Raw genomic sequence first — 23,876 nt, 5'->3', positions numbered from 1 at the left:
ACGGTTGGCCGAGCAATTTCCGGCGCCCTCAACGCGCGCGTCATTTTCGCCCCAACAAACCAAACGCCACGTCGGACATTTCAACGGTGCGTTGTCTCGGATGGGTGTGGCCCGCGAGACTTGGTCTCGCAGGGCAGCGAAGGCAGACAGGAACATGGCGCGTTTGAGCACCTCGATTCCAACATATGAATCTCCCATTCAAGTGAACGGGAGGGGCACAGCAGCTCGTTCCTGTTGTGCATAGCTCCGCGGCCTCAACGTACCGGCGTCGGAGCGCTAGCGATACCAAGGCTGCACGGCGGCATCGACTGCCAGATCACGAGCCACAAGGAACGGTAACGATGACTTCTTGAAGAGCGAACATTCCCCCGCTGACCGGGCAAGCTAATTGTCGCTTGGCCTGACTTCATGCTTGGCGCGCTACATGTGGGGGTGGCTCGCTGTTTCGCAGGCTGCTTCGACATCGCGAGGCCTTCGTTGACCAAGGGTCGCAGTGCTGGGAGGAGCAGCCGCGCGAACGCAACGTCGTCGCGCTTCGCGCTACTCAAGATCAGCCCCGACCAGGCCAGACAGCCTGAAAACCCGCGGTATCTAACGTTTCTCTTGAGAGGGAAGCGAGGGCGTCGGGTCGGATCCGAACAAGAGACGATGTCTGCATAGCGCTAAAAACTCGGCTATCTCGATGTCATTCTTACTATCGTCTGCATATTCTTCTCCAAATATCTCGTCAATGTAGATCCTGGTTAGAAACTCATCCGTGAAGCAACTGGCCGCATGACCAACTAGATCACGAAATATGGGAGAAACAGTCCCTTTCTTGTCAGCAACCGTGGATAGGGTTTCGGCCCAAACCTTGGACATGTTCAACCATATCTCATTGGCGCGCTTTTCTCTGCGACGAAGTTCGAACATGGCCCCCAGAAACTTGCGCCTATGCCGAAAGGAGGCGACTATTTCCAGAAAGTCGCGGACCATTTCGCCAGTCCGGTCACCGCTATCCGGTGACAATGGCAGCGCAGGCCGGACATCGTGCTCCGTATATCCTTTAAAGACCTCTAGAGTTAGATCGGTGGTGTTTTCGTAGTGCAAGTAAAAAGTGCCTACTGCAACGCCTGCGTTTTCTGTTATGCGTGCAATAGTCAGTGCATCAAGACCTTCCGATGACAACAAGTCGAGAACTGAGCGTCTTAGTTTGGCGTTGGTCCGCGCGCTCCTGCCTTTAACGGGATCACCGGAAATCTGTAAATCGAGTACGGCAGCATAGCGATCACCGAGTCTTGGTGCCTCATTGTAATCGTGCACAGCTTTTTTCTTCTTGTTGGTGTTCTTGGTTGTTGACACTGGTCCATTATCAGAAGTCATGCAATGTTCCCGGGCAGAAATTTATAACTGGTTAGCTCTGCTGTACTAGCCTTTCTGGACAGAAGGACTTCCCCTGGTTCCTACTGGTTCCATCACTCCCTTTCGCTGACATTGTGCGCCACAAAGGCTGTCTCTGCCTACGAGCGGGGTATCAGAGCCCTGTACCTCAGGTTGCGCCGAATTTTACACAGGGCGGAGCAGCGAGCGCCAAGTGACGCCCGGGGTTTACGCGGAGCCACATGCCTTTTCACTGGCGCATCGGAGGCGCCTCTCGTAAACCCCATGGCGTTTTGACGGAAGGCAATCTTGACACGGAATGTATATGAGTTCACATTCATAAACAAGGTGGCGCTGCACGTTGCAAGAACGGCTGTCGACCATGCCTTGACCATAGAATTCCTACGGAAGGAGACAGAATGAGGTATCAGCAACATGCCAGGGGCTTGGCTTCAGGCGGTGCGAGGGCGGAGCTATCGCCTGCGGAAACCACGGCCGATGCCTTACCGGAGGCATGCCAGGAGGCGAGATCCGGCAGCCGTGGTGAGATCGTCGTGGGATCCGTCCGTCTTGGGGCGCGGTGCCACCGCAATGCAATCGGTTCATCGGCGTGTCCTGGCAAGGACCTCGGCCAAAACGAACGAGGATGAGGGGACGATGAACCGAAAAACTGGGCGCCTGGTTTTTTTGCTGTTTTTCGCAACAGCAATTTCCTACACCGACCGACAGCTTCTCTCGGTGCTGGCCAGCAGTATCAAGTTGGAGTTGCACCTCAGCGATACGCAATTGGCAATATTGTTGGGGCCTGTATTTGCGGTCTTCTATACGCTGTTCGGGTTGCCTATCGGGGCACTGGTGGACCGTTGGGGGCGACGTCCGATGATCCTGGCTGGAGTTCTATGCTGGAGCCTCGCAACGGCAAGTACCGGACTTTGCTTTGCATTTTGGCAAATTCTATTGGCGCGCATGGTTGTCGCTGTGGGTGAGTCGACAGTGCATCCCTGCGGAGTTTCGGTTTTATCTGAGCGGGTGGACCCCAGTCGGCAAGGTCGTGCCTTTGCGTTTTATGCGATTGGTGTTCCGGTGGGTATTGGCCTTGCCCTGTCGTTGGGCAGCCTTCTCAATCGCGTTCTGAGTGAGGTCGGCTGGATCCACGCTTCCGGACTTGCCGCCTGGCGATGGGCATTCATGTTCGTGGGCATGGGAGGGGGAGGGATCCTCATCTGGGCATTGATCAGGATGTTTCCGGCTGATGAAGGTAAGGGCGGTTCGATCGCTATTGCAGCGGGTTCGGATCATCACGAGAGCTTCGTCAGGCATATCAAGAAGCATCCGGTATTTTATGTATTTGCATTCCTGGGATTTGGCTTCATGGCCATGGTTATGCAATCCGTGATTGCGTGGTTGCCAATGGTATTGACGAGAAACAAAGGAGAGTCTTTAGCGCATGTTGGAGCGTTGCTCGGACCCATGACGATGATCGGTTCGTCTGCCGGCATGCTCCTTGTGGGCTGGTGCTGCGATCGTGCTCGCGCTGCGGGGGTTTCTGCGCCCGGAATTGTCACCTGCATTGGCGTTACCTGCCTCATGATCCTGGTGGGAATACCAGCCTTGCTGCTGTCCGGTGAAATGATGTGGGTAAGCATCGCCTTGATGCAGAGCATCATCCTGTCGTGGTCGGCGGCGGCGACCGTGACTATTGCTGATGAAACCCCATTGAAGATGCGGGCACGCGCCGCAGGACTTTTTGTCCTGGTGGTCAGCATAATGGGTCTGGGAATAGGTGTTTTTATTCCAGGGTATGTATCTGATCATATCCCGATGTTCGCCGGCCGTCTCGATCTGGCGCTCGTCACGCTCTTGATGACTGCTGCGCCTCTTGCGATCCTTTCATTCTTGATCTGCGCGCGAAAACGTCCCAGCCTGGCGAATTCCGTCGTCATGCCGGAAGAGGGGGGGCAAGTGGTATGAAAATAGTCGGCTATTCTGATCGCATAAGCGTCCAGCAGGGGGGACGCATCTCGTTTCATGTCAGTTCGGAGCTTGATGAATACAGTGCAAAACTAGTCCGTCTCAGACACGGAGATACAAATCCGAGAGGACCCGGTTTTCGCCAGACCGAAGTACCGTCGTCGGTCGATGGTGCATATCGCGGCAGCAAATTCGGGATAGCGTCAGGCTCATATGCTGACTTCTCAGGCTTATCGGAGCTCGGCCGTCACGCTGCCATGAGACTTGAATTCAAGTTCCTGCCGACGTCCATGGCTGCCGCATCCCAGTCGATTGTCGCACTCGATGCTGATGGGTGGCGTCTTCTCGTCCTGCTGGAGGACGGGAAAATCATCCTGTCGACGTTTGATGGCGCAAGTGTCGAGCAGCGAGCGCTTTCCACCATTGATCTTTGCAAGCGCAGATGGGTCGCGTGTCAGATCGACATCAATGCCGAAAGCGGCGAGATAACGCTGAATGTCAGAGACACCGAGTCGAAAAAGTCCGACGATTTGCGCGTTCTTGTAAAGAGATCCCGAGATGTCCTGCTCGAAAGAGTGTATCTGGCGGCGCATGTCGTCAATGGCGGCGCGCCGGCTAACCATTTCAACGGAAAAATCGGTGGCCTGTCGCTTATGTCGATTGACACGGGTGACGGAGGTTATGCACGTCCGCTGTGCAACTGGAACATGGGTCTGGAGATATCGAGCAAGGTAGTAATTGACGAGTGTTCATATTCTCTTCATGGGCGATTGGTTAACAGGCCTGCTCGAGGGGTTACCAGCGCGGAGTTTGATGGTTCCGTTGTGAATCCTGTGGCTTTGCCCGCGCATTACGACGCTGTGCATTTTCATGAAGATGACATTGAGGACGCTCAATGGCCGGTCGCATTTTCATTTTCTGTTCCTGCGGATTTGCCTAGTGGCGTTTACGCATATTGGCTGACCGGGGCAGACGGCGCCGAGGACTACATTCCATTTTTTGTTACTCCAAGCCCCTCGGGAACTCGGGCTCGCATAGCATTTCTTGCTCCAGTTTTTAGTTATCTGGCATATGCCAACTACAATAACCAGACCTTGAAGCTAATGGGGGATCTCGCGCCGCACCGTGATCAGACTATCGGTTCGGACGAACATGAGTTCATCGTAAAAAGCAAATTGCTTAGCACTTACGACCATCATCGGGACGGTTCGGGGGTGAGCCTGGCTGCCGTTAAGCGGCCACAGCTTTTGGCGTTTCGTCCCAAAAGCAGGGCGGCCTCCAGAAATACGCCGCAACAGTTTGGATTTGATCTTTATATTGTTGATTGGCTGATGGAACTGGGCTTTGAGTTTGATGTGGTTACCGATTGTGAGGTCCATTCAGATGGGCTCGAGGCGCTTGCACCTTATAGCGTCGTGATCAGCGGGAGCCACGCGGAATATGTTAGCGGACAGATTCTGGACGCGCTGGCAGCTTACCAGGAGCAGGGTGGTAACTTTATGTACCTGTCTGGTAACGGACTGTACTGGGTTACCGCACTCAGCGACGATGGCGACATGATCGAAGTCCAGCGGCCTGCTGGAACCCGGCCGTGGAATGGGTGGCCTGGACAGGGGCATATCAGTTTAACTGGTGAACCGGGAGGGTTGTGGCGAGATAGGGGGCGTGCACCAAACCGGTATGTAGGCATAGGTATGGCCTCACAGGGTTTTGATCGTGGATGCGGCTACGTGCGCACGGAGGCAAGTTTCCAACCAGCGGCACAGTTCGTCTTTGATGGCGTCGACGATACCGTGATTGGCGACTTCCCGGCGCTCTCCCTGACCTGGGGCGCAGCGGGGTTCGAGATTGACCGCGTCGATCACGATCTTGGATCTCCAGCTGGAGTAATTGTTCTCGCTACGGCGCGAGATTTTACTGACCAGTACCAGGTGGTTATTGAGGACTGTAACTGTATTACGGGCTATCAAGGTGGACGGAGTCACGGTAATGTTCGTGCCGACATGGTGCTTTACACGGTTCCTGGTGGCGGACATGTGTTTTCCGTGGGCTCGATCAACTGGTCGTCGTGTCTTTCGTATAACGGATACGACAACAATGTTTCACGGGTTACCGCGAACGTCCTACGAAAATTTGCATGCTTGCCGAGTGTCGCAGCGATCGAATAACTCATCATCGTTAAGTTCGAAGAGACACGTCCATGCGGCACTCGCCCGCCGTGCGGACGATCCACTCGCAACAACGAGCATCGGGTTTGGCTTTTGAAATTAGGGTTAATCCTTGGCGCCGATACGGCGTCTTGAGCGTCCTGATATGAATATGAATTCATATCCAGTTTTGTAAATCTGCGCTTATGTCTAGATGGCGCACTTTGGAGATCTTGGAATGACCCTGCGTTACCAGCACTTTATCTCGCCGACGAACACCATCCCGTACCCGAAAGTGGTTCGAGGAGAGGGGGTTTATATCTGGGATAACGACGGCCGACGTCTTCTCGACGGATCGTCAGGGGCAGTTGCTGTAAATATTGGTCACCGACACCCCGCAGTCCTCGCGGCAATCAGTGACCAGATGAATCGAATTAGCTATGCGCATAGCCTGCGCTGGGATAACGACCCGAACGAACAACTTGCCGAGCGTTTAGAGAGACTCTCTGCTTGGGGCTACGATGCGGCGTTTTTTGTGTCGGGCGGGTCTGAGGCAAACGAAGCCGCGATCAAGTTTGCGCGCCAATTGGCCGTAAGCCGTGGCGAGCGCTCTCGATGGAAAATTATTAGCCGCCTTCCCTCATACCATGGAGCGACAACCGCGCTGCTCGGGATTACGGGAGATCCCGCATATGCTGAAACATTTCGGCCGATGTTTGTCGAGCATCCGAAAGTGGATGCGCCCCTTCTCTATCGCCGAGATGAATCGGAAAGCATCGACGACGTTGTTTCACGCTGCCTGACGCAACTTGAAAGCACAATCGAACGAGAAGGGCCGGAAACAATATTGGGATTCATCGTCGAACCGGTAGGAGGCGTCTCTACCGGGGCGCTTGTCGCTCCGGATGAATATTATTCCGGTATCCGGCGGATCTGCGATAAATACGGAATCCTGCTTATTTATGACGAAATCATGAGTGGAGCAGGTAGAACGGGAGAATTTCTTGCCGCGGCGCATTGGCCTGACTGTCGCCCCGATATCGTGGCATTGGCCAAGGGGGTTAGCGGTGCCTATGCACCGCTTGGCGCTGTTCTGGTCTCCCGTGGAATGGTTGCAGATGTGCGAAAGATGGGAGGTTTCAAGCATGGCCACACCTATGCTGCCAATCCGATCAGTTGCGCTGCATCGAATGCGGTTTTGCAGGTGGTCGAACAGGAGGGGCTGATCGCGAACGCCGACTTGCAAGGCCGGAAGCTTCGGGCAGATCTGGAGAGTCTTCAGAAGCAGCATCCGGAGATTGGTGACATCCGCGGTCGTGGACTTCTGATGGCCATCGAGATCGTGCAGTCGCCAGACAAGAAGAACTCGTTCCCAGCGGAAATGATGGCTGCGGAGCGTATCGGCATGCATTGCCGAAACCATGGACTGCTGCTGTTTTCGCGTCGAACTGCCGGTGGCGCGAATGGTGAATGGCTGATGATCTGTCCACCGCTCACGATCTCAGACAGCGAGCGCACGGAGCTGGTCGAGGGTCTTTCGGCCGGACTGCAAGACTTCGCGAAAGAGGCCGCGCCTCGTAGGCAAAAGGGGGAATGATCATGCCTGTAAGTATCGTCGGCTGGGCGCACGGCAAATTTGGCAAATCGTTGGCGGCGGACAACGAGGAACTCATGTTCGAGGTCGTCGGCCCCGCACTGGCACACGCACAAGTTCAGCCTGCAGATATCGACGGGATCTTCGTTGGCATCTGTAACGTCGGGTTCACGCGACAGGAGTTTCAAGCTTCTCTGGTCGGCATGCGTCATCCGGCGCTGGCCAATGTACCTGCTACCAGATTCGAAAATGCCTGCGCAACCGGTAGCGCAGCGCTTTTTGGGGCGATCGATTTCATCGAGGCCGGGCGAGGCAAAGTGGCACTGGTTGTGGGCGCGGAAAAAATGACTTCGGTGTCAAACTCGGAGATTTCTGAGTTGCTGACACGAGGGACATACATGAAGGAAGAGGCAGAAATACCCCATGGATTTCCAGGAGTATTTGCACGCGTGGCCTCTGAATACTTCATGCGTTACGGTGATCAGTCGGATGCCATGGCACACATTGCCGCAAAGAATCACCGCAACGCTTTGGATAATCCGTATGCACACGTCCAGAAGGATCTTGGTTTCGAATTTTGCGCCACTGTTTCCAGCCAGAATCCCTACGTCGCAGCGCCTTTGCGACGAACCGATTGCTCGCCAGTGTCCGATGGTGCGGTTGCTCTCGTGATTGCATCGGAAGATGTAGCGAATACATTGCCGCGGGCGATAAGCTTCCGATCCCGGACGCAGGTCAACGATTTCATGGCGCTAAGTCGTCGAGATGTCATTGAATTTGCGGGTGCGCGTAGTGCGTGGGATGCGGCTTTAAAGAGAAGCAAAATCAAGCTCGACGATTTGGATCTGGTTGAGACACACGACTGCTTCACGATTGCGGAGCTCATCGAATACGAAGCCATGGGACTCGTCGCTAGAGGCGAGGGAAGGCGAGCGATACTTGAGGGGTGGACCCAGAAAGGGGGAAAACTGCCTGTAAATCCGTCCGGCGGGTTGAAGGCGCGTGGCCATCCGATTGGTGCTACAGGCATTTCAATGCACGTTATGGCGGCAATGCAACTCATGAATGAAGCCGGAGGTATGCAAGTTGAAAACTCCGAGCTTGCAGGTGTCTTTAATATGGGAAGTGCAGCAGTGACAAACTACGTATCGATCTTGGAGAGGACGCGATGAGAGGAGTAAACCAGATGCGTCTCACAGCAAATCTCGCTTCATTGCTGGAAAATTCCGCCACGCGTTTCCCCAAGAATATTGCAATCGCCTGCGGATCCGGGACGATCACATGGGCTGAATTCAACAGTCGCGTTGATGCATTGTCGGCGGCACTTGTGCGGCGATATGAAATAAAAAAGGGCGACACGATTCTCGTGCAATCCCGTAATTGCGTGGAAATGCTCGAAACGATGTTCGCCTGCTTTCGCGTGGGCGCGGTCTTCACAGCGGTGAATTTCAGACTTACTCCGATGGAGGTGGCATATCAGGCACGAGTCAGTCGCGCAATCGGCTTCATGCATGGTGCCGAGTTTTTCTCTCATGTCGAGTCAGCTCGCCTGGAAACCGAGGGCTTGCGTTTCGCATTGAGCTGGGCAGGTGGTCTTGAAAATTCCGGTTCTGATCAATATGAAGAGGTATTAGCCCATTTTGCAGGGGAAGCCGTCCTGCCAGCTGCGGTCAACTACGATGACCTATGCTGGATTATGTTTACTTCGGGATCGACGGGGCGCCCGAAGGCGGCGACCATGACACATGGTCAGATGGCGTTCGCTATCAATAATCAGCTTTGTGACCTGATGCCGTCGATGACCGCCGATGACGCTTCCTTGGTGCTAGCACCGCTCTCGCACGGTGCGGGAGTTCATTTCCTGGTGCAAGTTGCCAGGGGTGTGAAATCTGTTTTGCCGGAAAGCGGCAGGGTTGATCCAGAGGAGGTGTTCAGTCTTATTGCTCGCTGGAAGATAACCAATATGTTCACGGTTCCTACCATTCTGAAGCGGCTTGTGGACTACGAAGGTTTGTCGAGGCACGATCATTCCTCGCTGCGGTACGTGGTTTATGCAGGAGCGCCCATGTACGATTCGGATCGTGAAAAGGCGCTACGTCTTCTGGGGCCGGTGCTCGTCCAATATTACGGGCTGGCTGAAGTTGCCGGCACCATCTCTTTTCTGCCTCCTGAATGGCACCTCGAAAGCCGGACGCGTAGCGCAACTGCTGGTTTTGTGCGGACGGGAATGGATGTCGAAATTCACGATGAAGAAGGCCACAAGGTCGAGCCAGGTGAGGTTGGTGAAATCTGTGTGATTGGACCGGCAGTCTTCGAGGGCTATTTTGACGATCAGCTCGCGACAGAAAAATGTTTTAAGAATGGATGGTTTCACACCGGTGATCTGGGATATCTTGATTCGGATGGTTTCTTGTTTATCACCGGGCGGAAGTCAGACATGTATATCTCTGGCGGGTCGAATGTCTACCCCCGCGAGATTGAAGAACAGATACTTGCACATCCTTTGGTTAGCGAGGTCGCTGTCGTTGGGGTGCCGGACGAGGAATGGGGCGAGATTGGTATTGCGGTTTGTGTGCTTAAAAATGAAGGAGATGAAGCGTCCTGTCCAGACCTGGATGCATGGCTAAATGGAAGAATTGCTTCGTACAAGAAGCCTCGGCATTATTTTTTCTGGAAAGATCTTCCTAAGTCGGGTTACGGGAAGGTGACGAAAGATCTTGTGAGAAAGGCAATTGTAGAAATGAAATTGAAGGGAAATAGCTAAGGAAGTTTATGGGCCATTCGCGGAGAAGCTTGGAATCATCATGCGATTGCTACTTGCATGACAGGTGTGCTCGTGTTTGGCCCGTGCTTGCGTCGTCAAAAGGATGGCGCTGCGTATTCCGCGAGGGAATTTTGAGTGGCAATGAGATGCTCTGGCGCATTTGGAAATGATTGCTCAAATTGATGAAACAGGCGTGTGGACGCAGTTTTAAGCGCTGCAACCTAAACGGAAATTGGCTGCATCCGGTCAATTCAACGACTTGAGGCGAATCGGGGCGTCGATTCTGTAGGGGGCTATTACGCCCGTTTGGGCCAGCCGAAGTGGCAGATCATCAATCCTTCCGAATCTGTTTCATTGATAAATTTAATGAAAAATCATCTGTAAGTGGTGCCGCGGCAACGATCTTATGAATTGGGGTGGAAAGTGGAAAATGTGAGCGAGGCTGCGTTGGCGGAGCGGGTTGCGAAAGAGATGCTTTCGCGTGAGGGCACTGGGTTGGCCTGGAATATTGAAATCGAGAAAACCGGACCGGGATATTCGCGTTTGTCGATGACCATTCAACCTGGCATGCTGAATGGTCATGGTATCGCACATGGAGGAATGTTATTCGCGCTCGCAGATACGGCGTTTGCGTATGCATGTAACAGTCGAAATGAGGCGAGCGTGTCACAGAGTGCGAGTATTGTTTTTATTGATTCCGTCAAAAGCGGCGAGCGCATTGTTGCGGAGGCCAGTGAGACTGCCCACAAGGGGCGAAATCGGGTTTATTCGGTTACGGTCACTGGCGCTGATGGACGCGTTGTGGCAGTAGTGCAGTCTCTTGGGCGCACGCTCGGTGGACCGGTCATAGATCTTTAAATTTCGTGATTGTCGATCGCTTTTGGGGCAGTTCTTAGAGACTGCGACCGGTCAGGACACGTCTCCCTGACAGGGAGGGCGGCACGCGCGGCGGTGTTTTGAAGAGGCGATCGGTACGAGTGGTTTCGTGGGACGGATCAAGCTGCGCTCGCGAAATACATGAGTATCCATTTGATAACGAGCGATAGAGATCTGATTGAGACCCTCACCCACAAGACTGTCCTATTTGAAAGGGGAAAATTCCGGTATGACGTTGTCGTCAAGACCCGGAGGCCACGCCATGAAGACGACAGCGGAGTCTCCTACGTCCGTCGTCAAGCGTTAGGGGCAGACTTGAGTTGGTAAATGGTGCCGTTCGCGGCACGGCAAACGGGACATCGCAGCGTCGCCGTGCCGGTGTGATGAGGGCCTGGTCGTGGCGCTTGCCGACGAGTACGCGACGCTGTTGACGGGCGCGCTGTTTTGGGTGGTGTGGTGGGCGGTACGCTGAGTCGACCGGAGACGCGGCGTCGCGGCGAATCCGTGCGCCAAAAGGGGGGAACCGAGCGATGAGTCGGTCGTTGCGGACAGCGCGATGCGCGCGGACCGGAATCCGGTGTTTCCGTGTCGTCAGATCAACATGCGGGCCTGCATGCGGGATGCGAGGGCAACACGATGCGTAAGCCCGATCTGCGCCGACCGGTCGCCGGCCCGTATCGTCAGTCTCGATTGATGGCTGTGCTGGAAGTCGCGTTCGGGTGGGTGGCGAAGGGGACGATGGTGCTGGCTGGACTGGCAATCGTGGTGCTGATGGCAATGGCCGGCGCGCCGGACTTGCCGACGACCCGGAAAGGCTGGTTGCACCTGCTGCTGATGATTGCCGTGCTTCTCGTGCTGGTGTGTGCTTTCGTCTACTACTGGCCGGGGCCGGCCAATGCACATGCCGCGGGCGGGTAGAGAGGAGGATGTGACCCCGATAAACCATACGGGCAAGAAAAAGCCCGCTACTGGAGCGGGCTGAATCCATGTTTGGAGACATGGAGGAGACAGACACAACTTTAAGGGAAAACCCGAGGGCTGGCAAGCCCTAGTTGTAATTGTGCAACGCAGCGCAGCGCGCTGTCCTGGCAAGGGTAGGGGAGCGCGTATCGCGACCCTTGCCGACGTTCCCCCGTGTCCGGCCACAGCGCATTTGCCCCTCGATCCGGCAGCCGTCGCGTATCCGTGAGAGCCGCCGTCACTGTCACATGGCGCCTGCCCGCGCGTGGGCGGCAAACGCGCCGAACCTCTCCTGCGCAACCGGCACCGCGTACTTGTTGCGCATTTCCGTCTCGATCCACGCGCAGGCCTCGCGCGCGCAGTCGGTCAGCGCGTGCCGCGTCGCGTGTCCGTCGATGTCGTAGACGAAGCGCACGCCCACCTCGTCGTCGGCGACCTGGCGCCGCAGCTCGTTGAGCTGCAGTTGCGGCCCGTGCCGCTGCGACAGCGCGCGCAGCTCGTCGAAGTGATATTCGAGCCAGTCGGCGAAGAACAACGCATCGCTGTGGCAGCGCAGGCGGAACGCCGCGCTGCGCGACGGACGCTGTGCGGCGTCGCCGGCGGCCCGCGGCTCGCCGTTCGGCGGGATGGCCGCATCGACCGGCGCGAGCGGCTGCCGGATCTGCCGGTACGGTTCGCGCTCGCGCAGCGCGTGCCACAGCAGTTCGTCGCCGGCGGCACCGGACGGCTGCATCGTCAGGTCGTGCCGGCCGTCGCCGACAGCGGCGACGTCGCGGATCACGAGGCGCAGCGAGCAGAGCGGCTCGTCGGCGACCAGCAGCGTCGCCGCGCGCGGCAGCCCGCACACGAGCGGCGCGGCGCCGGCAGCCCGGAACACGAGCCCGCGGCGATCGAGCCGCACGAGCGGCAGCGGCCGCGAAAACGCCGGGTAGGCGACTGCGATGCGGGCGCCGCCGGTACCCGTCAAGCCGGGCATCATCGCGCGAAAGACCTGAGACTGGTCCACGGTGGTTCTCCTTCGTTACGATGCCGCCCGGCCGGACTACGCGCGTTCCGGCTCAGGCGGCGATGGCTTGCCGGGCGGCCCGTCCCGGCTCGATTCCAAGTGCGGCAAACGTTTGCGGATCGATGTCGATCCAGCACGCGACAACCAGGCGACCGTCCACCTGCTTCGGTGGGCCTGCCCGGTGCGCGTGCACGCCGATCCGGCGGAACAGCCGCTCCATGCTCGCGAACGTCACGCCGATCAGCTGCCGCGCGCCCAGCTGTGCCGCGCATTCGACGACCGCGGCGAGCATCGGGCGAACGGCCCACTCGGCATTGCCGGCGCCGCCTTCGTCGCCGGTCGCCGCGAACCGCGACAGCTCCCAGACGGCAGCCGATTGCGGCAGCGCGACGTCTTCGGCGATCAGGTCGGCGAACAGTGACTTCAGCAGATACGGGCGGGTGGTCGGCAACAGGCGCGCACATCCGCACACGTCACCGCCGGCGTTTCTCGCGAACACGTAGACGGTATCGTCGCGATCGAACTGGTCGCGCTCGAAGTTTTCATTCGCCGACGGGAGTGCCCAACCGAGCTGTTCGACGAACACCCGGCGCCGATAGCGCCCGAGATCCGCTGCAAGTTCGTGTGGCAACCGCCCTTCTTCGTGAACGAAGGTCCGCATGGTGTCCTCGGATCGGTACTTTGGTATGCACGCATTACATCGCGCGTTCCGAGGAGGCGGTAACTGGTAACTCTTACAGGGTGAGGGCGTGCGCCGGCACCATTCGACCGGTGGTAACGGTTTCTTGATCGGCGGGATTGAAATACGGACGGCTTTTGCTTATAAAGAGCGCCAGTCTTGCGGAAATGTCAGAGGAATGCGTGGCCGGTTGTCACTGGAGCGTGGGACCGGCATGATAGGCGTCGTTGCGACCGAGCAGTGCCGACGCAACCGCGGCCGGCCAGTCGATGGACGCGAGCCGCGCGGCGAGCGCTGCCGCTGTGCGGAACATGCCGAGGTCGGCGCCGGTGGCGTCGACGGCCATGATGTTGCTGCGGACGTCGCCGCCCGCGATCACGAACATGCCCGTCGCGCGTTCGAGATACCAGTCCCAGCCGATCGTCAGGTATGCGACGCCGGCGCTGGCCGGGCGGTGCCATTCGGTGTAGCCGGCCAGGCGTGCGTCGATGGCGCTGTCGTGCAGTTCCGCGAGCAGCGATGCATCGAGGCCGGTGGCGACATGGTCGAGCGCGAGCGCGGCCAGTGCGCTTTCGGACAGACGCACATAGCCGTCCGGAGACGGGCCGCGGACCGGGTGCAACAAAGGTGAAGTCATGCGCGGAATGTATCAGCCCCCAACCGGTGCTGGCACCTGACAGCTATGACAGCGTGACGTTGTCGGAGAAATAATGGAATTGCGCTGGCAGGATGCCTACCAACAATTCAGTGCCGCGGAAGACGAGCAGCAGCTCTTCCAGCGGATCGCCGCTTATTCTAAACGCCTCGGCTTCGAATATTGCTGTTACGGCATTCGCATGCCGCTGCCCGTGTCGAAGCCGGCCGTCGCGATCTTCAATACCTATCCGGACGGCTGGATGGCGCACTATCAGGCGCAGAACTACATCGAGATCGACTCGACGGTTCGCGACGGCGCGCTGAGCACCAACATGATCGTCTGGCCCGACGTCGACCGGATCGAGCCGTGCCCGCTGTGGCAGGACGCGCGCGACTACGGGTTGTCGGTGGGCGTCGCGCAGTCGAGCTGGGCGGCGCGTGGCGCGTTCGGGTTGTTGAGCATCGCGCGTCACGCCGACCGGCTCACCCCGGCCGAGATCAACATGCTGACGCTGCAGACCAACTGGCTCGCGAACCTGTCGCATTCGCTGATGAGCCGCTTCATGGTGCCGAAGCTGTCGCCCGAGTCGAGTGTCACGCTGACCGCGCGCGAGCGCGAGGTGCTGTGCTGGACGGCCGAGGGCAAGACCGCGTGCGAGATCGGCCAGATCCTCAGCATCTCGGAGCGTACGGTCAACTTCCACGTGAACAACATCCTCGAGAAGCTCGGCGCGACGAACAAGGTCCAGGCGGTCGTCAAGGCGATCGGGGCCGGACTCATCGACACGCCCTGACGCGGCACCGGCGGCGCGGTCGGCCGCCGGTTGCATGAGCGGCCGCCGCCGCTCACTCCATCATCGGCTCCGCTTCCTTCGCGGTCCAGCTCACGCTGGAAATGCTCTTCTCCATGCTCATCCGGCTCGCGATCTGCTCGAGCTTCTGCTGATCCTTCGGATGCAGCTTCAGCGTCGCGGTTACCTTCAGCCGCTCCGGCTGCTCGGGCACGTCCTCGCTCGTCAGGCTCTGGAACGACAGCGGTTTCGCATACATCGCATTCGACAGCAGCGTGCGGATGTGCACTTCGTCGGCGGTCAGGCAGATCACGGTGATCTGGTATTCGCGCACGAGATCGGCGTTCGACACGGGGGTCGCGTTGATCGCCTGGCTGACGCCGCGCAGCACCGTGTTGGTGAGCAGCACGACGCCCGTGCCGGCCAGTGCCGGGACGTAATGGCCGGAGCCGGCCAGCACGCCGACGGCGGCCGAGCACCACAGCGTCGCGGCCGTGTTGATGCCCTGGATCGAGCCCTTGTCGCGCATGATCACGCCGCCGCCGAGAAAGCCGACGCCCGACACGACGTATGCGGCGATCTGCGTGACGCCGGCCACGCCGTTGCCGGTCAGAACGCCGAGCGTGACGAACAGGCATGCGCCGCTCGCGACGAGCGTGATGGTGCGCAGGCCCGCCGTGCGTTGCCGCATCTGGCGTTCGAGGCCGATCGCGACGCCGCAGGCGAACGCGGTGAAAAGACGAAGTGCGAAATCGAGAGTCATGGGTTGTCCTGCCGTGCAAGGAGCGCATGCCGGCCCGCGTCGCGGCGGCGCGAGGCCGAGCGCGGCGCGATAGCCGTCATCGCGCGGTACTGTACCGCGCGAATGCGTCATTCGATGTGAAACGGGTGGCGTGCGGGCTCGCGGAACGCGAGCCGCGGCAGGAGAACTGCGTCGGACAGGCGTTCAGGCGGCAAGCGGCGCACGCAACGGAGTGCTGCAACTGTCCACGATGGTTCCTGAAGGAAGAATGGGCGGCATTCTAGAGGGCCGCCCGCGCACGCGTCAACCGGTTTGGCGGCCGGCCGGCGCGTCACTGCGACGATGATGGCGACGAGCCGATCGTCCCCGTCGCGAGCGCCAGCGCGGCGGCGGCCGACAGCGCGCCTGCGTAGCTGTCGACTTCCGCGTTGCGGGCCGCGAGCAGCTGGCTTTGCGCGATCGTCGCATCGGTGACCGAGCCGACGCCGTTCCGGTACGCGGTCAGCGCCGCGTCGTAGCTCGTCTGCGCGGCATCGACGAGCGCCCGCGCCGCGTCGTGCGATGCGAGGCTCGTCTGCACCGCGTTCTGCGCGGCGACGACCTGGCGGACGGCCTCCTCCTTGGTCCGCGTGAGGCGCGCGGACGCGCTTTGCGCATCGTTGCGCGCCTGCATCAGCACCGCCGAGCGCAGGCCGCCGTCGTACAGCGGAATCGTCACGCCGAGGAACACGCCGCCGCCGTAGCGGCTGCCGTTCAGGTTCACGGTCGGTGCCTGGTCGCCGATCGCGGGCAGCGCGGTGATCGCGGTGCCGCCGCTGGCGTAAGACGTCGACGCGGACAGGAAGATCTTCGGCATGAACGCGGCTTCCGCGGCCTTGATCTTCGCGCGGTTGGCCTGCTCGAGCGCATACGCGCCCTGCAGGTCGGGGCGGCGCGCGATCGCATCCGACACGATCGCGTCAACCGACGAAGCGAGCGCGGGCGGCAGCGGGCGCTTCGGCAGCGCGGCGATCGACGGCTTCGACAGCGGCGAGATGCCGAGCGCCGAAACCAGCGCGAGGTAGCTGTCGCTTTCCGCGCCGCTCGCCTGCACGAGCGCGAGATTCGCCTGCGCGCGGTTCTGCGTCGCCTGCGCGAGCTCGACGACGGTGCCGACGCCTTGCTTGAGCCGCGCGCGGGACGCCGCGAGGATCGCATCCGCGTTCGCCAGGCCCTGCCGCGCGCTGGCCGCGCGCGAGCGGGCGGCTTCGTACCGGTAGTACGCGACGGTCACGTCGTGGATCACTTGCTGGTGCACGGCCGTGAACGCGACGTTCGACGCGAGCGACACCTGCTCGGCCGCCTCGACGCGCGCCGCGCGGCCGCCGAAATCGAACAGCAGCCATTGCAGCGACAGCGCCGAGATCGTGCCGTGCACGGTCGTGTTGCTCGACGCGTCGCCGAGGATCGTCGATGTCGAGCCGTGGCTCGTCTGGTATGCACCCATCGCGGTCGCGGACAGGTTCGGCAGGTACGCGGCCTTTGCGATGCCGACCGCGAGCGCCGCGTTGCGCGCGTCGTTCCACGCGATGCGGGTCAGCGGGTTCGTCGATTCGGCGAGGTCGATCAGCTCGGGCAGCGCATACGGATGCGTGGCATCGAGCGCAGCGGGCGGCGACACCGACGCGAGTGCGGGCGAGGCCGGCAGCGTGTAGTCGTGCGGCGCGCGTTGCGCGGACGCGAGCGGCGGCGCCGGCACGAGGTCGCCCGCGGCCGACGTTTGCGGCTGCCACGGGCGGTCGGGTGCCTCCGGCGCCAGATCGATCGACGACGTTGCACAACCGGTCAGCGCGATGGCGGTCGCGAGCGCGGCGGCGATCGACGCGCGCGGCGGTTCAGGGACGCGCATGAGGGGCAGGCTCCTTCGGGGTAGCTTGACGCGCGGCGTCGGCGATGTGCGCGAGCCGCGTGTCGATCAGGTTCAGCAGCGCGTCGCGTGCAGGGTCGATGAGCGTGGCGGCCGGCGGCGGAGCCGGCACGGCTGCTGCACGTGGGCTCGACGGTGGCGCCGGCGCAGCGGCGTCGACAGCCGGGGCGCCGTCGCGCAGGTCGACCACGCGCGCGAGCTGCGCGCCGATCGCCGCGTCGCCCGGCGTGCGCTCGGCGAGCAGGAACAGCGGCCCCTCGAGCGCGCCGAGTTCCGCGAGCGCGCGTCGCCGGGTGGCGAGCCACGTGGCGGCCGGCCGTACCCACGACGGCTCGTAGTGGACGAGGCCGAGCTCCTGCGCGATCGCGCCGTGGCGCGCGAAGGCTTCGGCGGCGAGGGTGCGGCGTTCGGCCGGCTGCGCGGTCTGCACGACGCGGCGCCACTGCTCGAGCAGCGCCGCGAGCGCGACGTCGATCTGCTTGCCGATGCTCACGGGCCAGATGCGCGTGAAGACGAGATACACGACGACGTTGCCGAGCAGGATGCCGATCGTGCGATCGCGCGCGATCGTCAGGTCGAAGCCGGGGCCGGCGCCCTGGATCACGCACAGGAAAAATGCGAACGCGATCTGGAAGCCGGCATACGCGATGCGCGGCGAGCCGAACGCGACCCACGCGGACAGCCACGCGCCGGCGAACACCAGCGCCATCAACTGACCGATCGACGAGAGCGCCGGCACGACGAACACGAGCGCCGCGGTCCCGAGCAGCGCGCCGACGAGGCAGCCGACGATCCGCAGCATAAGCTTCTCGACCGTCTCGGCCGTCGAGCCGAGCGACACGATGTAGCAGGTGACGACGCACGTGTGGATGCCCGACCAGTCGAGCTGCGAATACAGCAGATAGCAGAAGATTGCCGCGGCGGTCGTCTTCAACGCATAGCGGATGTGGTCGGGATTGGTGCGCGCATCCGGCAGGAAGAAGCCGCCGCGCGGCGCCGGCGCGGGCGATGCGGCGGGTTCGGCTCGGGCGGCAGCGGCCGTGCCGACGGCGCCGGCCGGCGCGTGTGCCGCCGCATCGGCCGACGCGCCCGGTTCCGCGAAGCGCGTAACCGCCGCATGGAGATCCGTCGCGGCGACGCGCGCGAGCGGCGGCAGCGCATCGGCCGGCGGCAGCGCGAGCGTCACGTCGACGGGATAGCCGCCGCGTTCGAGAATGGCCGCCATCTCGTCGAGCGTGGCCGCGATCGGCGCGGCAAACGCGGCGGGCAGCCGCGCGTCCGGTTCGCGATCGGACAGCGCGACGCCGACCAGCAGCGCCGTGCTCGACGCAATGGCCTGCCGCAGCGCCGCGACGTCGGCGGCGGATGACGTGCCTTCGAGTTTCGACAGCTTGAGCCACGTCAGCAACTGCTGGTCGCCTTCGCGCAGGCTCGCGTCGAACGCGGCGCGCGTGTCGTCGTCGCCGCGCAGCCGGAGCGCGGCGAGCCGCAGCCGCTTCGCGAGCTGCGCGAGCGCGAGCCGGCGCGGCGACGGTGCGATCAGCAGGTTGACGACGATCGCGACGCCGACCGGGATCGCGATCGTCAGCCAGATATAGAGCAGCGCGCGTGTCGCGGCTTCGCCGAACGGCGCGAGGCCGAGCTGGTCGAGCCCGAAGCCGACGATCATCGCGAGGATCGCACCCACGGGGCGCAGCTTGCTGGCCGACGTCAGGTACAGCAGCCCGGCCGACAGCACGGCCATGCACGCGACCCGCAGGATCGAATAGTCGATGCTGAAGATCGCGATGCCGAGCACGAGCCCGATCACGAGCGTGACGATCAGGAGCAGCGCGGCCGCGAGCACGATGCTCGTCACGCGGTCGGCGCGGATCATGAAGAACACGACGTAGGCGGACAGCGCGGCTTCGGGCGTACCGTACGCGCTCGTCACGAGCGCGGTCAGCGCGCAGATCAGCGCGACCCGCACGGCGATCGACGTGCGGCCCGGAAACGGCGCGAGCAGTCGCAGGACTTCGCGCGGGCCCGGCGCGCGGACCTCAGCGGCAGGCTGAGCCATGCCGGACCTCGACGATCGCGCTCGCGCCGACACGCACGAGCTTGCCGTCGGGTTCGTCGAGCTTCACGCGCACGGGGAAGCGCTGCGCGACATGCACCCAGTTCACCGAGCGCTGCACGATCGGCAGCGTGCGCGGCAGGTTGATGCGATCGCTGTCCGCGATGCCCGCGCCGATGCCCACCACCTTGCCCGTCAGCGGACGGCTGCGGTCGATCATCGAATAGACGGTCGCGCAGTCGCCGACCGCGATGCGGTTCAGCGACGTTTCGCGGAAATTGCCGACGGCGAACCATTCGCTCGCGTCGATCAGCGTGAAGATCGACTGGTTCGGTGCGAGGGTTTCGCCGGCGAGCACGGCCAGGCCCGTCACGAGCCCGTCGTGCGGCGCGCGCACGACCGTGTCGTCGAGCGCGTGCTGTGCGCGGGCGAGCGCGGCTTCGCGCGCATGGAGCGTGGCGATCGCGTCGGCGTCGTCGCCGATCGTCTGCGCGGACGATCGCTGCTGTTCCCGCGCCTGCGCGAGCGACACGGCCGCATCGCGCTGCCGGACCTTCGCCTGGTCGAACTGCTGCGCGCTGACGTAGCCCTGCGCGGCGAGCGGCGCGAGCCGGTTCACGTCGCGCGTCGCGAGATCGTGGTTCTGCGTCGCGCGTTTCACCTGCTCCGCTGCCACCGCCGCGTTCGAGCGCTCGCCGATCAGCGACCGGCGGCGCGTGTCGAGCGATGCGCGCGCGAGCTCGAGATCGGCCTGCGCCTGCGCGACCGTCAGCCGGTACGGCACCGGATCGATTTCATACAGCAGGTCGCCTTTTGCGACGCGCTGGTTCTCGTGTACCGCGAGCCGCACGATGCGGCCGCCGACGGGCGACGCGACGTGGACGACGTCCGCGTCGATCGACGCGTCGTCGGTGGACGGGTAGGCCGTCGTGCGGTGGTACGCGTACGCGAGCGCGGCGATGCCGAGCGCGACGATCGCCAGCGCGATCACGCGGCCTTTCGTGGAGGGGCGGGCGGTTCCGGCGGCCTTCATGCGAACGGCCCCGTGCCGGTGAGCCATACGATCACGGCGACCACGAGCCCGATGGCGGTGCAGACGGCAAGCTGATAGGGGACGGTAGCGGCCCAGCCGGTCGCGACGAACACGCGGTGCGCGACGATCGCGCCGGCGATGCCGACGATCGCGCTCACGAGCCAAAGCGGGAAATATGCGCCGAACAGGACGTACGACGGTGCGCCGCGCGACGTGCAGCCCGCGAGCGGCAGGGCTGGCACCAGGACGGCGGCGACGCGCAGGGGGGCGCGCGGCGTTGTTTTTCTCATGGTGTGGCGAGCTCGACGTTGGGAGTGGATGCCGGGCGCGGTGCAATTCGGTTCGCGGCCGCGACGACGATTCCGCGATACGGAGCCGATAATAAATCAGCGCGATGCGGACCGCCAGCGATGCGGGATGCACCGGCGGCGCGCGACGGGCCGGCCGGCGGGCTTCGCGGTACGGTGGTCGCGGCCGGTCCGCGATTCTGCCGGCGCACGCTCTTGCAGGGGCGCAACCGGACTGTAAAGGATCGTTGGACGAAACCGTGCGGGCGGCGTTTGTCTGTCGATGCGCGGGAATCGCCGCGACGATTGCCGGATTGCCGCAGGCGCGCGAACGAATCCGCGTTCGGTCGAGCCGGCCGGTATCTGTGTACCATCGTGCGAAGGACGCGGCGCGTGGCGCGGGACATGACGAGACCAGACGTCACGGTCCCGTCCGATGCGCAGCGCGGAAGCGGTATCGCAACGAGGGCGAGTATTCCATGCGAAGTTTCTTTGTCCGGTTCATTGCAATCGGCGTGCTGTTCCATTTGTATGTCGGGCTGCGGATCATTCCCGACGCATTCGCGTCGCCGCTCGCGCGCACGATCGCGGCGCTGGTGCTGGCGAGCTTCGTCGTGCTGATCCCGCTCGGCATGTTCTCGCGCCGCTTCGACGAAGGCTGGGCCGCGACGCTGTTCGGCTGGGCCGGCTCGATCGCGATGGGTTTCTTCTCGTCGCTGCTGGTGCTGACGTTCCTGCGCGAGCTGGTGTTGCTCGCCGTCTTCGCATGGCGGCAGTTGGGGCACGACGGCGCATGGAGCGGCGCGGCATCCGGCACGGCGCTCGGCGTGCTGGCGGGCGCCGTGCTGGTCAGCGCGATCGGATTCGTCGGCGCGCGCCGCACGGCGGCGGTCAAGCGCGTGTCGATTCCGGTCGACGGGCTGCCGGCCGCGCTCGACGGGCTGGCGATCGTGCAACTGTCGGACATTCACGTCGGGCCGACGATCAAGCGGTCTTATATCGAGCGGATCGTGCGCGCGGTCAATGCGCTCGAGGCGGATCTCGTCGTCGTGACGGGCGACGTGGTCGACGGCTCGGTCAAGCGGCTGCGCGAACACACGGCGCCGCTCGGCCGCATGCAGTCGCGGCACGGCAGCTTTCTCGTGACGGGCAACCACGAGTATTACGCCGGCGCGCACGCGTGGATCGACGAATTCCGGCGAATCGGGTTGACGGTGCTGCTCAACGAGCATGTGCTGATCGAGCACGACGGCGCGCGCGCGGTGCTCGCGGGTGTCACCGATTTCACGGCGGGCGGGTTCGATCCGGCGCATCGCAGCGACCCCGAGCAGGCGCTGGCGGGCGCGCCGCGCGACGTCGCGACGAAGATCCTCCTCGCGCACCAGCCGCGCAGCGCGGAAGCGGCGAGCCGGGCCGGGTTCACCGTGCAGCTGTCCGGGCATACGCACGGCGGCCAGTTCCTGCCGTGGCCGCCGTTCGTGCGCCTGCAGCAGCCGGTGATCGGCGGGCTGAACCGGTTCGGCGCGATGTGGCTCTATACCAGCCGCGGCACCGGCTACTGGGGGCCGCCGAATCGCTTCGGCGTGCCGTCCGAAATCACGCTGATCCGGTTGACGCGCGGCCGCTAGCGCGTCACTCGATGCGCGCGATCTCGTCGAAATCGAAGCGCGGGCCGCGCGGGAACAGGCCCGCCGGGTCGCCGTAGCCGAGATTCACGAGGAAGTTGGTGCGAATCGCGGTGCCCGCGAAGAATGCCGCATCGACCTTCGCGGCATTGAAGCCCGACATCGGGCCGGCATCGAGGCCGAGCGCGCGCGCGGCGAGGATCAGGTACGCGCCCTGCAGCGACGAGTTACGGAATGCGGTGGCTTCGATCAGCGCGTCGTTGCCGGCGAACCAGCTGCGCGCGTCGGCGTGCGGGAACAGCCGTGGCAGGTGCTCGTGGAACGCGAAGTCCATGCCGACGATCACGGTGACGGGCGCGGCCATCGTCTTCGCGAGATTGCCTTCGGACAGCGCGGGTGCCAGGCGCGCCTTCGCGTCGGGCGACTTGACGAACACGAAGCGCGCGGGGCTCGCGTTGGCCGACGTCGGGCCGAATTTCGTCAGATCGATCAGCCGGTGCAGCAGCGCGTCGTCGACGGGTTTGTCCTGCCAGGCGTTGTGGGTGCGCGCGGTGAGGAACAGTTGGTCGAGGGCGGAATCGGAGAGCGTCATGGTGGGTCAGGGAAGAAATCGGCCGGGTCGCGCCGGCCCGCATTGCGGAATAAGGCCGCACCCCGGATGAGGGCGCTGCGACAGGCCGCGATGATAGCGTGGCGCGCGACAGCGCATCGGCTTCGCGACTGGTGATTGGCGTGCACGGGCGTGTCACGCGCCCGAATGACAGCGCATGGCGGTGCGCGTCGCCGTTGGCTACCATGCAGACATGGTGCGCCTGCACCGCTCATGTGCTGCCTGATCCCGACATGTCGACGCCCGACCTTTTTGCCGATACGCCCGCGCCCGACGTGGACTGGTACCCGGACTGGCTTGCACCGGCCGAGGCCGATCGCGTGCTGGCCGCGCTGGTCGACGAGGTCGCGTGGCGGCAGGATACGATCCGCACGCCGCGCGGCCGCATTCCGCTGCCGCGGCTCACCGCATGGCAGGGTGAGCCGGACGCCGTCTACGTATATTCGGGGATCCGCAACGTGCCCGCGCCGTGGACGCCGGCCGTGCTGGACCTGAAGCGCGCGGTCGAGGCGACTTGCGGCGCGCGTTTCAACAGCGTGCTGCTCAATCGCTACCGGAACGGGCAGGACAGCCTCGGCTGGCATGCGGACAACGAGCCGGAACTCGGCGACGCGCCGGTGATCGCGTCGGTGAGCCTCGGCGCGATGCGCGTGTTCGACTTGCGTCATCGCGCGACCGGCGTCGTGCATGCGTACCGGCTGACGCACGGCAGCCTGCTCGTGATGCGCGGCCGCACGCAGGCCGAATGGCAGCACCGCGTGCCGAAGGCACCGGCCGTGCAGGGCGAGCGGGTCAACCTGACGTTTCGGCGGGTGGTCGGGGCGGGGACGGGCG

Annotated in this window: 20 protein-coding genes; 10 read left to right on the top strand and 10 right to left on the bottom strand. The window is 62.4% G+C overall.

Annotated elements, in window-relative coordinates; translation table 11 throughout:
• Positions 1-591: 591 nt before the first annotated feature.
• Positions 592-1,362, bottom strand: coding sequence for a TetR/AcrR family transcriptional regulator (locus tag DIE21_RS33995; RefSeq protein ID WP_124501746.1), 771 nt, complete (start codon positions 1,360-1,362; stop codon positions 592-594).
• A gap of 654 nt (positions 1,363-2,016) precedes the next feature.
• Between DIE21_RS33995 and DIE21_RS33990 the strand changes: the two genes are divergently transcribed.
• From DIE21_RS33990 to DIE21_RS33955, 7 genes are all read left to right on the top strand, one after another.
• On the top strand, positions 2,017-3,330 hold the full coding sequence (locus tag DIE21_RS33990) for an MFS transporter (protein ID WP_185642898.1): 1,314 nt from the start codon (positions 2,017-2,019) through the stop codon (positions 3,328-3,330).
• On the top strand, positions 3,327-5,498 hold the full coding sequence (locus DIE21_RS33985) for a N,N-dimethylformamidase beta subunit family domain-containing protein (protein ID WP_124501744.1): 2,172 nt from the start codon (positions 3,327-3,329) through the stop codon (positions 5,496-5,498). Before DIE21_RS33990 ends, DIE21_RS33985 begins: the two co-directional genes overlap by 4 nt.
• Before the next feature lie 217 nt (positions 5,499-5,715).
• The gene (locus tag DIE21_RS33980; protein ID WP_124501743.1) at positions 5,716-7,074 is read left to right on the top strand and encodes an aspartate aminotransferase family protein; all 1,359 of its coding nucleotides are present in this window, start codon (positions 5,716-5,718) and stop codon (positions 7,072-7,074) included.
• Positions 7,071-8,243 carry an acetyl-CoA acetyltransferase gene (locus DIE21_RS33975; protein ID WP_260432582.1) on the top strand — a complete coding sequence of 391 codons (1,173 nt, stop codon included), beginning with the start codon at positions 7,071-7,073 and terminating at the stop codon, positions 8,241-8,243. The genes DIE21_RS33980 and DIE21_RS33975 overlap by 4 nt, the downstream gene beginning before the upstream one ends.
• A gap of 14 nt (positions 8,244-8,257) precedes the next feature.
• Positions 8,258-9,835 carry an AMP-binding protein gene (locus tag DIE21_RS33970; RefSeq protein ID WP_260432581.1) on the top strand — a complete coding sequence of 526 codons (1,578 nt, stop codon included), beginning with the start codon at positions 8,258-8,260 and terminating at the stop codon, positions 9,833-9,835.
• Positions 9,836-10,246: 411 nt separating this feature from the next.
• The gene (locus DIE21_RS33965) at positions 10,247-10,693 is read left to right on the top strand and encodes a hotdog fold thioesterase (RefSeq protein WP_221622412.1); all 447 of its coding nucleotides are present in this window, start codon (positions 10,247-10,249) and stop codon (positions 10,691-10,693) included.
• Positions 10,694-11,347: 654 nt separating this feature from the next.
• Positions 11,348-11,629 carry a hypothetical protein gene (locus DIE21_RS33955; RefSeq protein ID WP_124501741.1) on the top strand — a complete coding sequence of 94 codons (282 nt, stop codon included), beginning with the start codon at positions 11,348-11,350 and terminating at the stop codon, positions 11,627-11,629.
• Between the two features lie 286 nt (positions 11,630-11,915).
• Here DIE21_RS33955 and DIE21_RS33950 read toward each other — a convergent pair whose 3' ends face one another.
• The 3 genes from DIE21_RS33950 to DIE21_RS33940 all read right to left on the bottom strand — a co-directional run bounded on the left by DIE21_RS33950 (position 11,916) and on the right by DIE21_RS33940 (position 13,993).
• Positions 11,916-12,677 (bottom strand): hypothetical protein, encoded by a 762-nt coding sequence (locus DIE21_RS33950; protein ID WP_124501740.1) that lies wholly within the window; start codon positions 12,675-12,677, stop codon positions 11,916-11,918.
• A 52-nt stretch (positions 12,678-12,729) separates the two neighbouring features.
• Entirely contained in the window at positions 12,730-13,338 is a 609-nt protein-coding gene (locus tag DIE21_RS33945) for an acyl-homoserine-lactone synthase (RefSeq protein ID WP_124501739.1), read from the bottom strand.
• A gap of 211 nt (positions 13,339-13,549) precedes the next feature.
• Positions 13,550-13,993, bottom strand: coding sequence for a DUF4902 domain-containing protein (locus tag DIE21_RS33940; RefSeq protein ID WP_124501738.1), 444 nt, complete (start codon positions 13,991-13,993; stop codon positions 13,550-13,552).
• Between the two features lie 73 nt (positions 13,994-14,066).
• Here DIE21_RS33940 and DIE21_RS33935 point away from each other — a divergent pair, with 73 nt between their 5' ends.
• Positions 14,067-14,786: an autoinducer binding domain-containing protein gene (locus DIE21_RS33935; protein WP_124501737.1), complete on the top strand. Its 720-nt coding sequence runs from the start codon at positions 14,067-14,069 to the stop codon at positions 14,784-14,786.
• A 52-nt stretch (positions 14,787-14,838) separates the two neighbouring features.
• On the opposite strand, the gene DIE21_RS33930 is transcribed toward DIE21_RS33935, so the two are convergent.
• The 5 genes from DIE21_RS33930 to DIE21_RS33905 all read right to left on the bottom strand — a co-directional run bounded on the left by DIE21_RS33930 (position 14,839) and on the right by DIE21_RS33905 (position 20,810).
• The gene (locus DIE21_RS33930; RefSeq protein WP_124501736.1) at positions 14,839-15,546 is read right to left on the bottom strand and encodes an MgtC/SapB family protein; all 708 of its coding nucleotides are present in this window, start codon (positions 15,544-15,546) and stop codon (positions 14,839-14,841) included.
• 310 nt (positions 15,547-15,856) lie between these two features.
• Positions 15,857-17,413: a TolC family protein gene (locus DIE21_RS33920; protein WP_124501734.1), complete on the bottom strand. Its 1,557-nt coding sequence runs from the start codon at positions 17,411-17,413 to the stop codon at positions 15,857-15,859.
• On the bottom strand, positions 17,400-19,490 hold the full coding sequence (locus tag DIE21_RS33915; RefSeq protein WP_124501733.1) for an FUSC family protein: 2,091 nt from the start codon (positions 19,488-19,490) through the stop codon (positions 17,400-17,402). Before DIE21_RS33915 ends, DIE21_RS33920 begins: the two co-directional genes overlap by 14 nt.
• Positions 19,471-20,520, bottom strand: a complete 1,050-nt coding sequence (gene mdtN, locus DIE21_RS33910; protein ID WP_124501732.1) for a multidrug transporter subunit MdtN — start codon at positions 20,518-20,520, stop codon at positions 19,471-19,473. The genes DIE21_RS33915 and mdtN overlap by 20 nt, the downstream gene beginning before the upstream one ends.
• A complete protein-coding gene (locus DIE21_RS33905; protein WP_124501731.1) occupies positions 20,517-20,810 on the bottom strand; it encodes a hypothetical protein in 294 nt (97 codons plus the stop codon). The genes mdtN and DIE21_RS33905 overlap by 4 nt, the downstream gene beginning before the upstream one ends.
• Positions 20,811-21,286: 476 nt before the next feature.
• Here DIE21_RS33905 and DIE21_RS33900 point away from each other — a divergent pair, with 476 nt between their 5' ends.
• Positions 21,287-22,435: a metallophosphoesterase gene (locus tag DIE21_RS33900; RefSeq protein WP_124501730.1), complete on the top strand. Its 1,149-nt coding sequence runs from the start codon at positions 21,287-21,289 to the stop codon at positions 22,433-22,435.
• Between the two features lie 4 nt (positions 22,436-22,439).
• Here the strand turns inward: DIE21_RS33900 and DIE21_RS33895 are convergent, their stop codons facing one another.
• Positions 22,440-23,024: a malonic semialdehyde reductase gene (locus DIE21_RS33895; protein ID WP_124501729.1), complete on the bottom strand. Its 585-nt coding sequence runs from the start codon at positions 23,022-23,024 to the stop codon at positions 22,440-22,442.
• Between the two features lie 251 nt (positions 23,025-23,275).
• Here DIE21_RS33895 and DIE21_RS33890 point away from each other — a divergent pair.
• The coding region (locus DIE21_RS33890) for an alpha-ketoglutarate-dependent dioxygenase AlkB (protein WP_148092770.1) at positions 23,276-23,876 on the top strand (601 nt) is incomplete at its 3' end.

Source organism: Burkholderia sp. Bp9140 (assembly GCF_003853425.1).
Lineage (GTDB): Bacteria > Pseudomonadota > Gammaproteobacteria > Burkholderiales > Burkholderiaceae > Burkholderia.
Note: the sequence above shows the minus strand (reverse complement) of the source record. Positions and strands in the feature narration are given on the sequence as shown.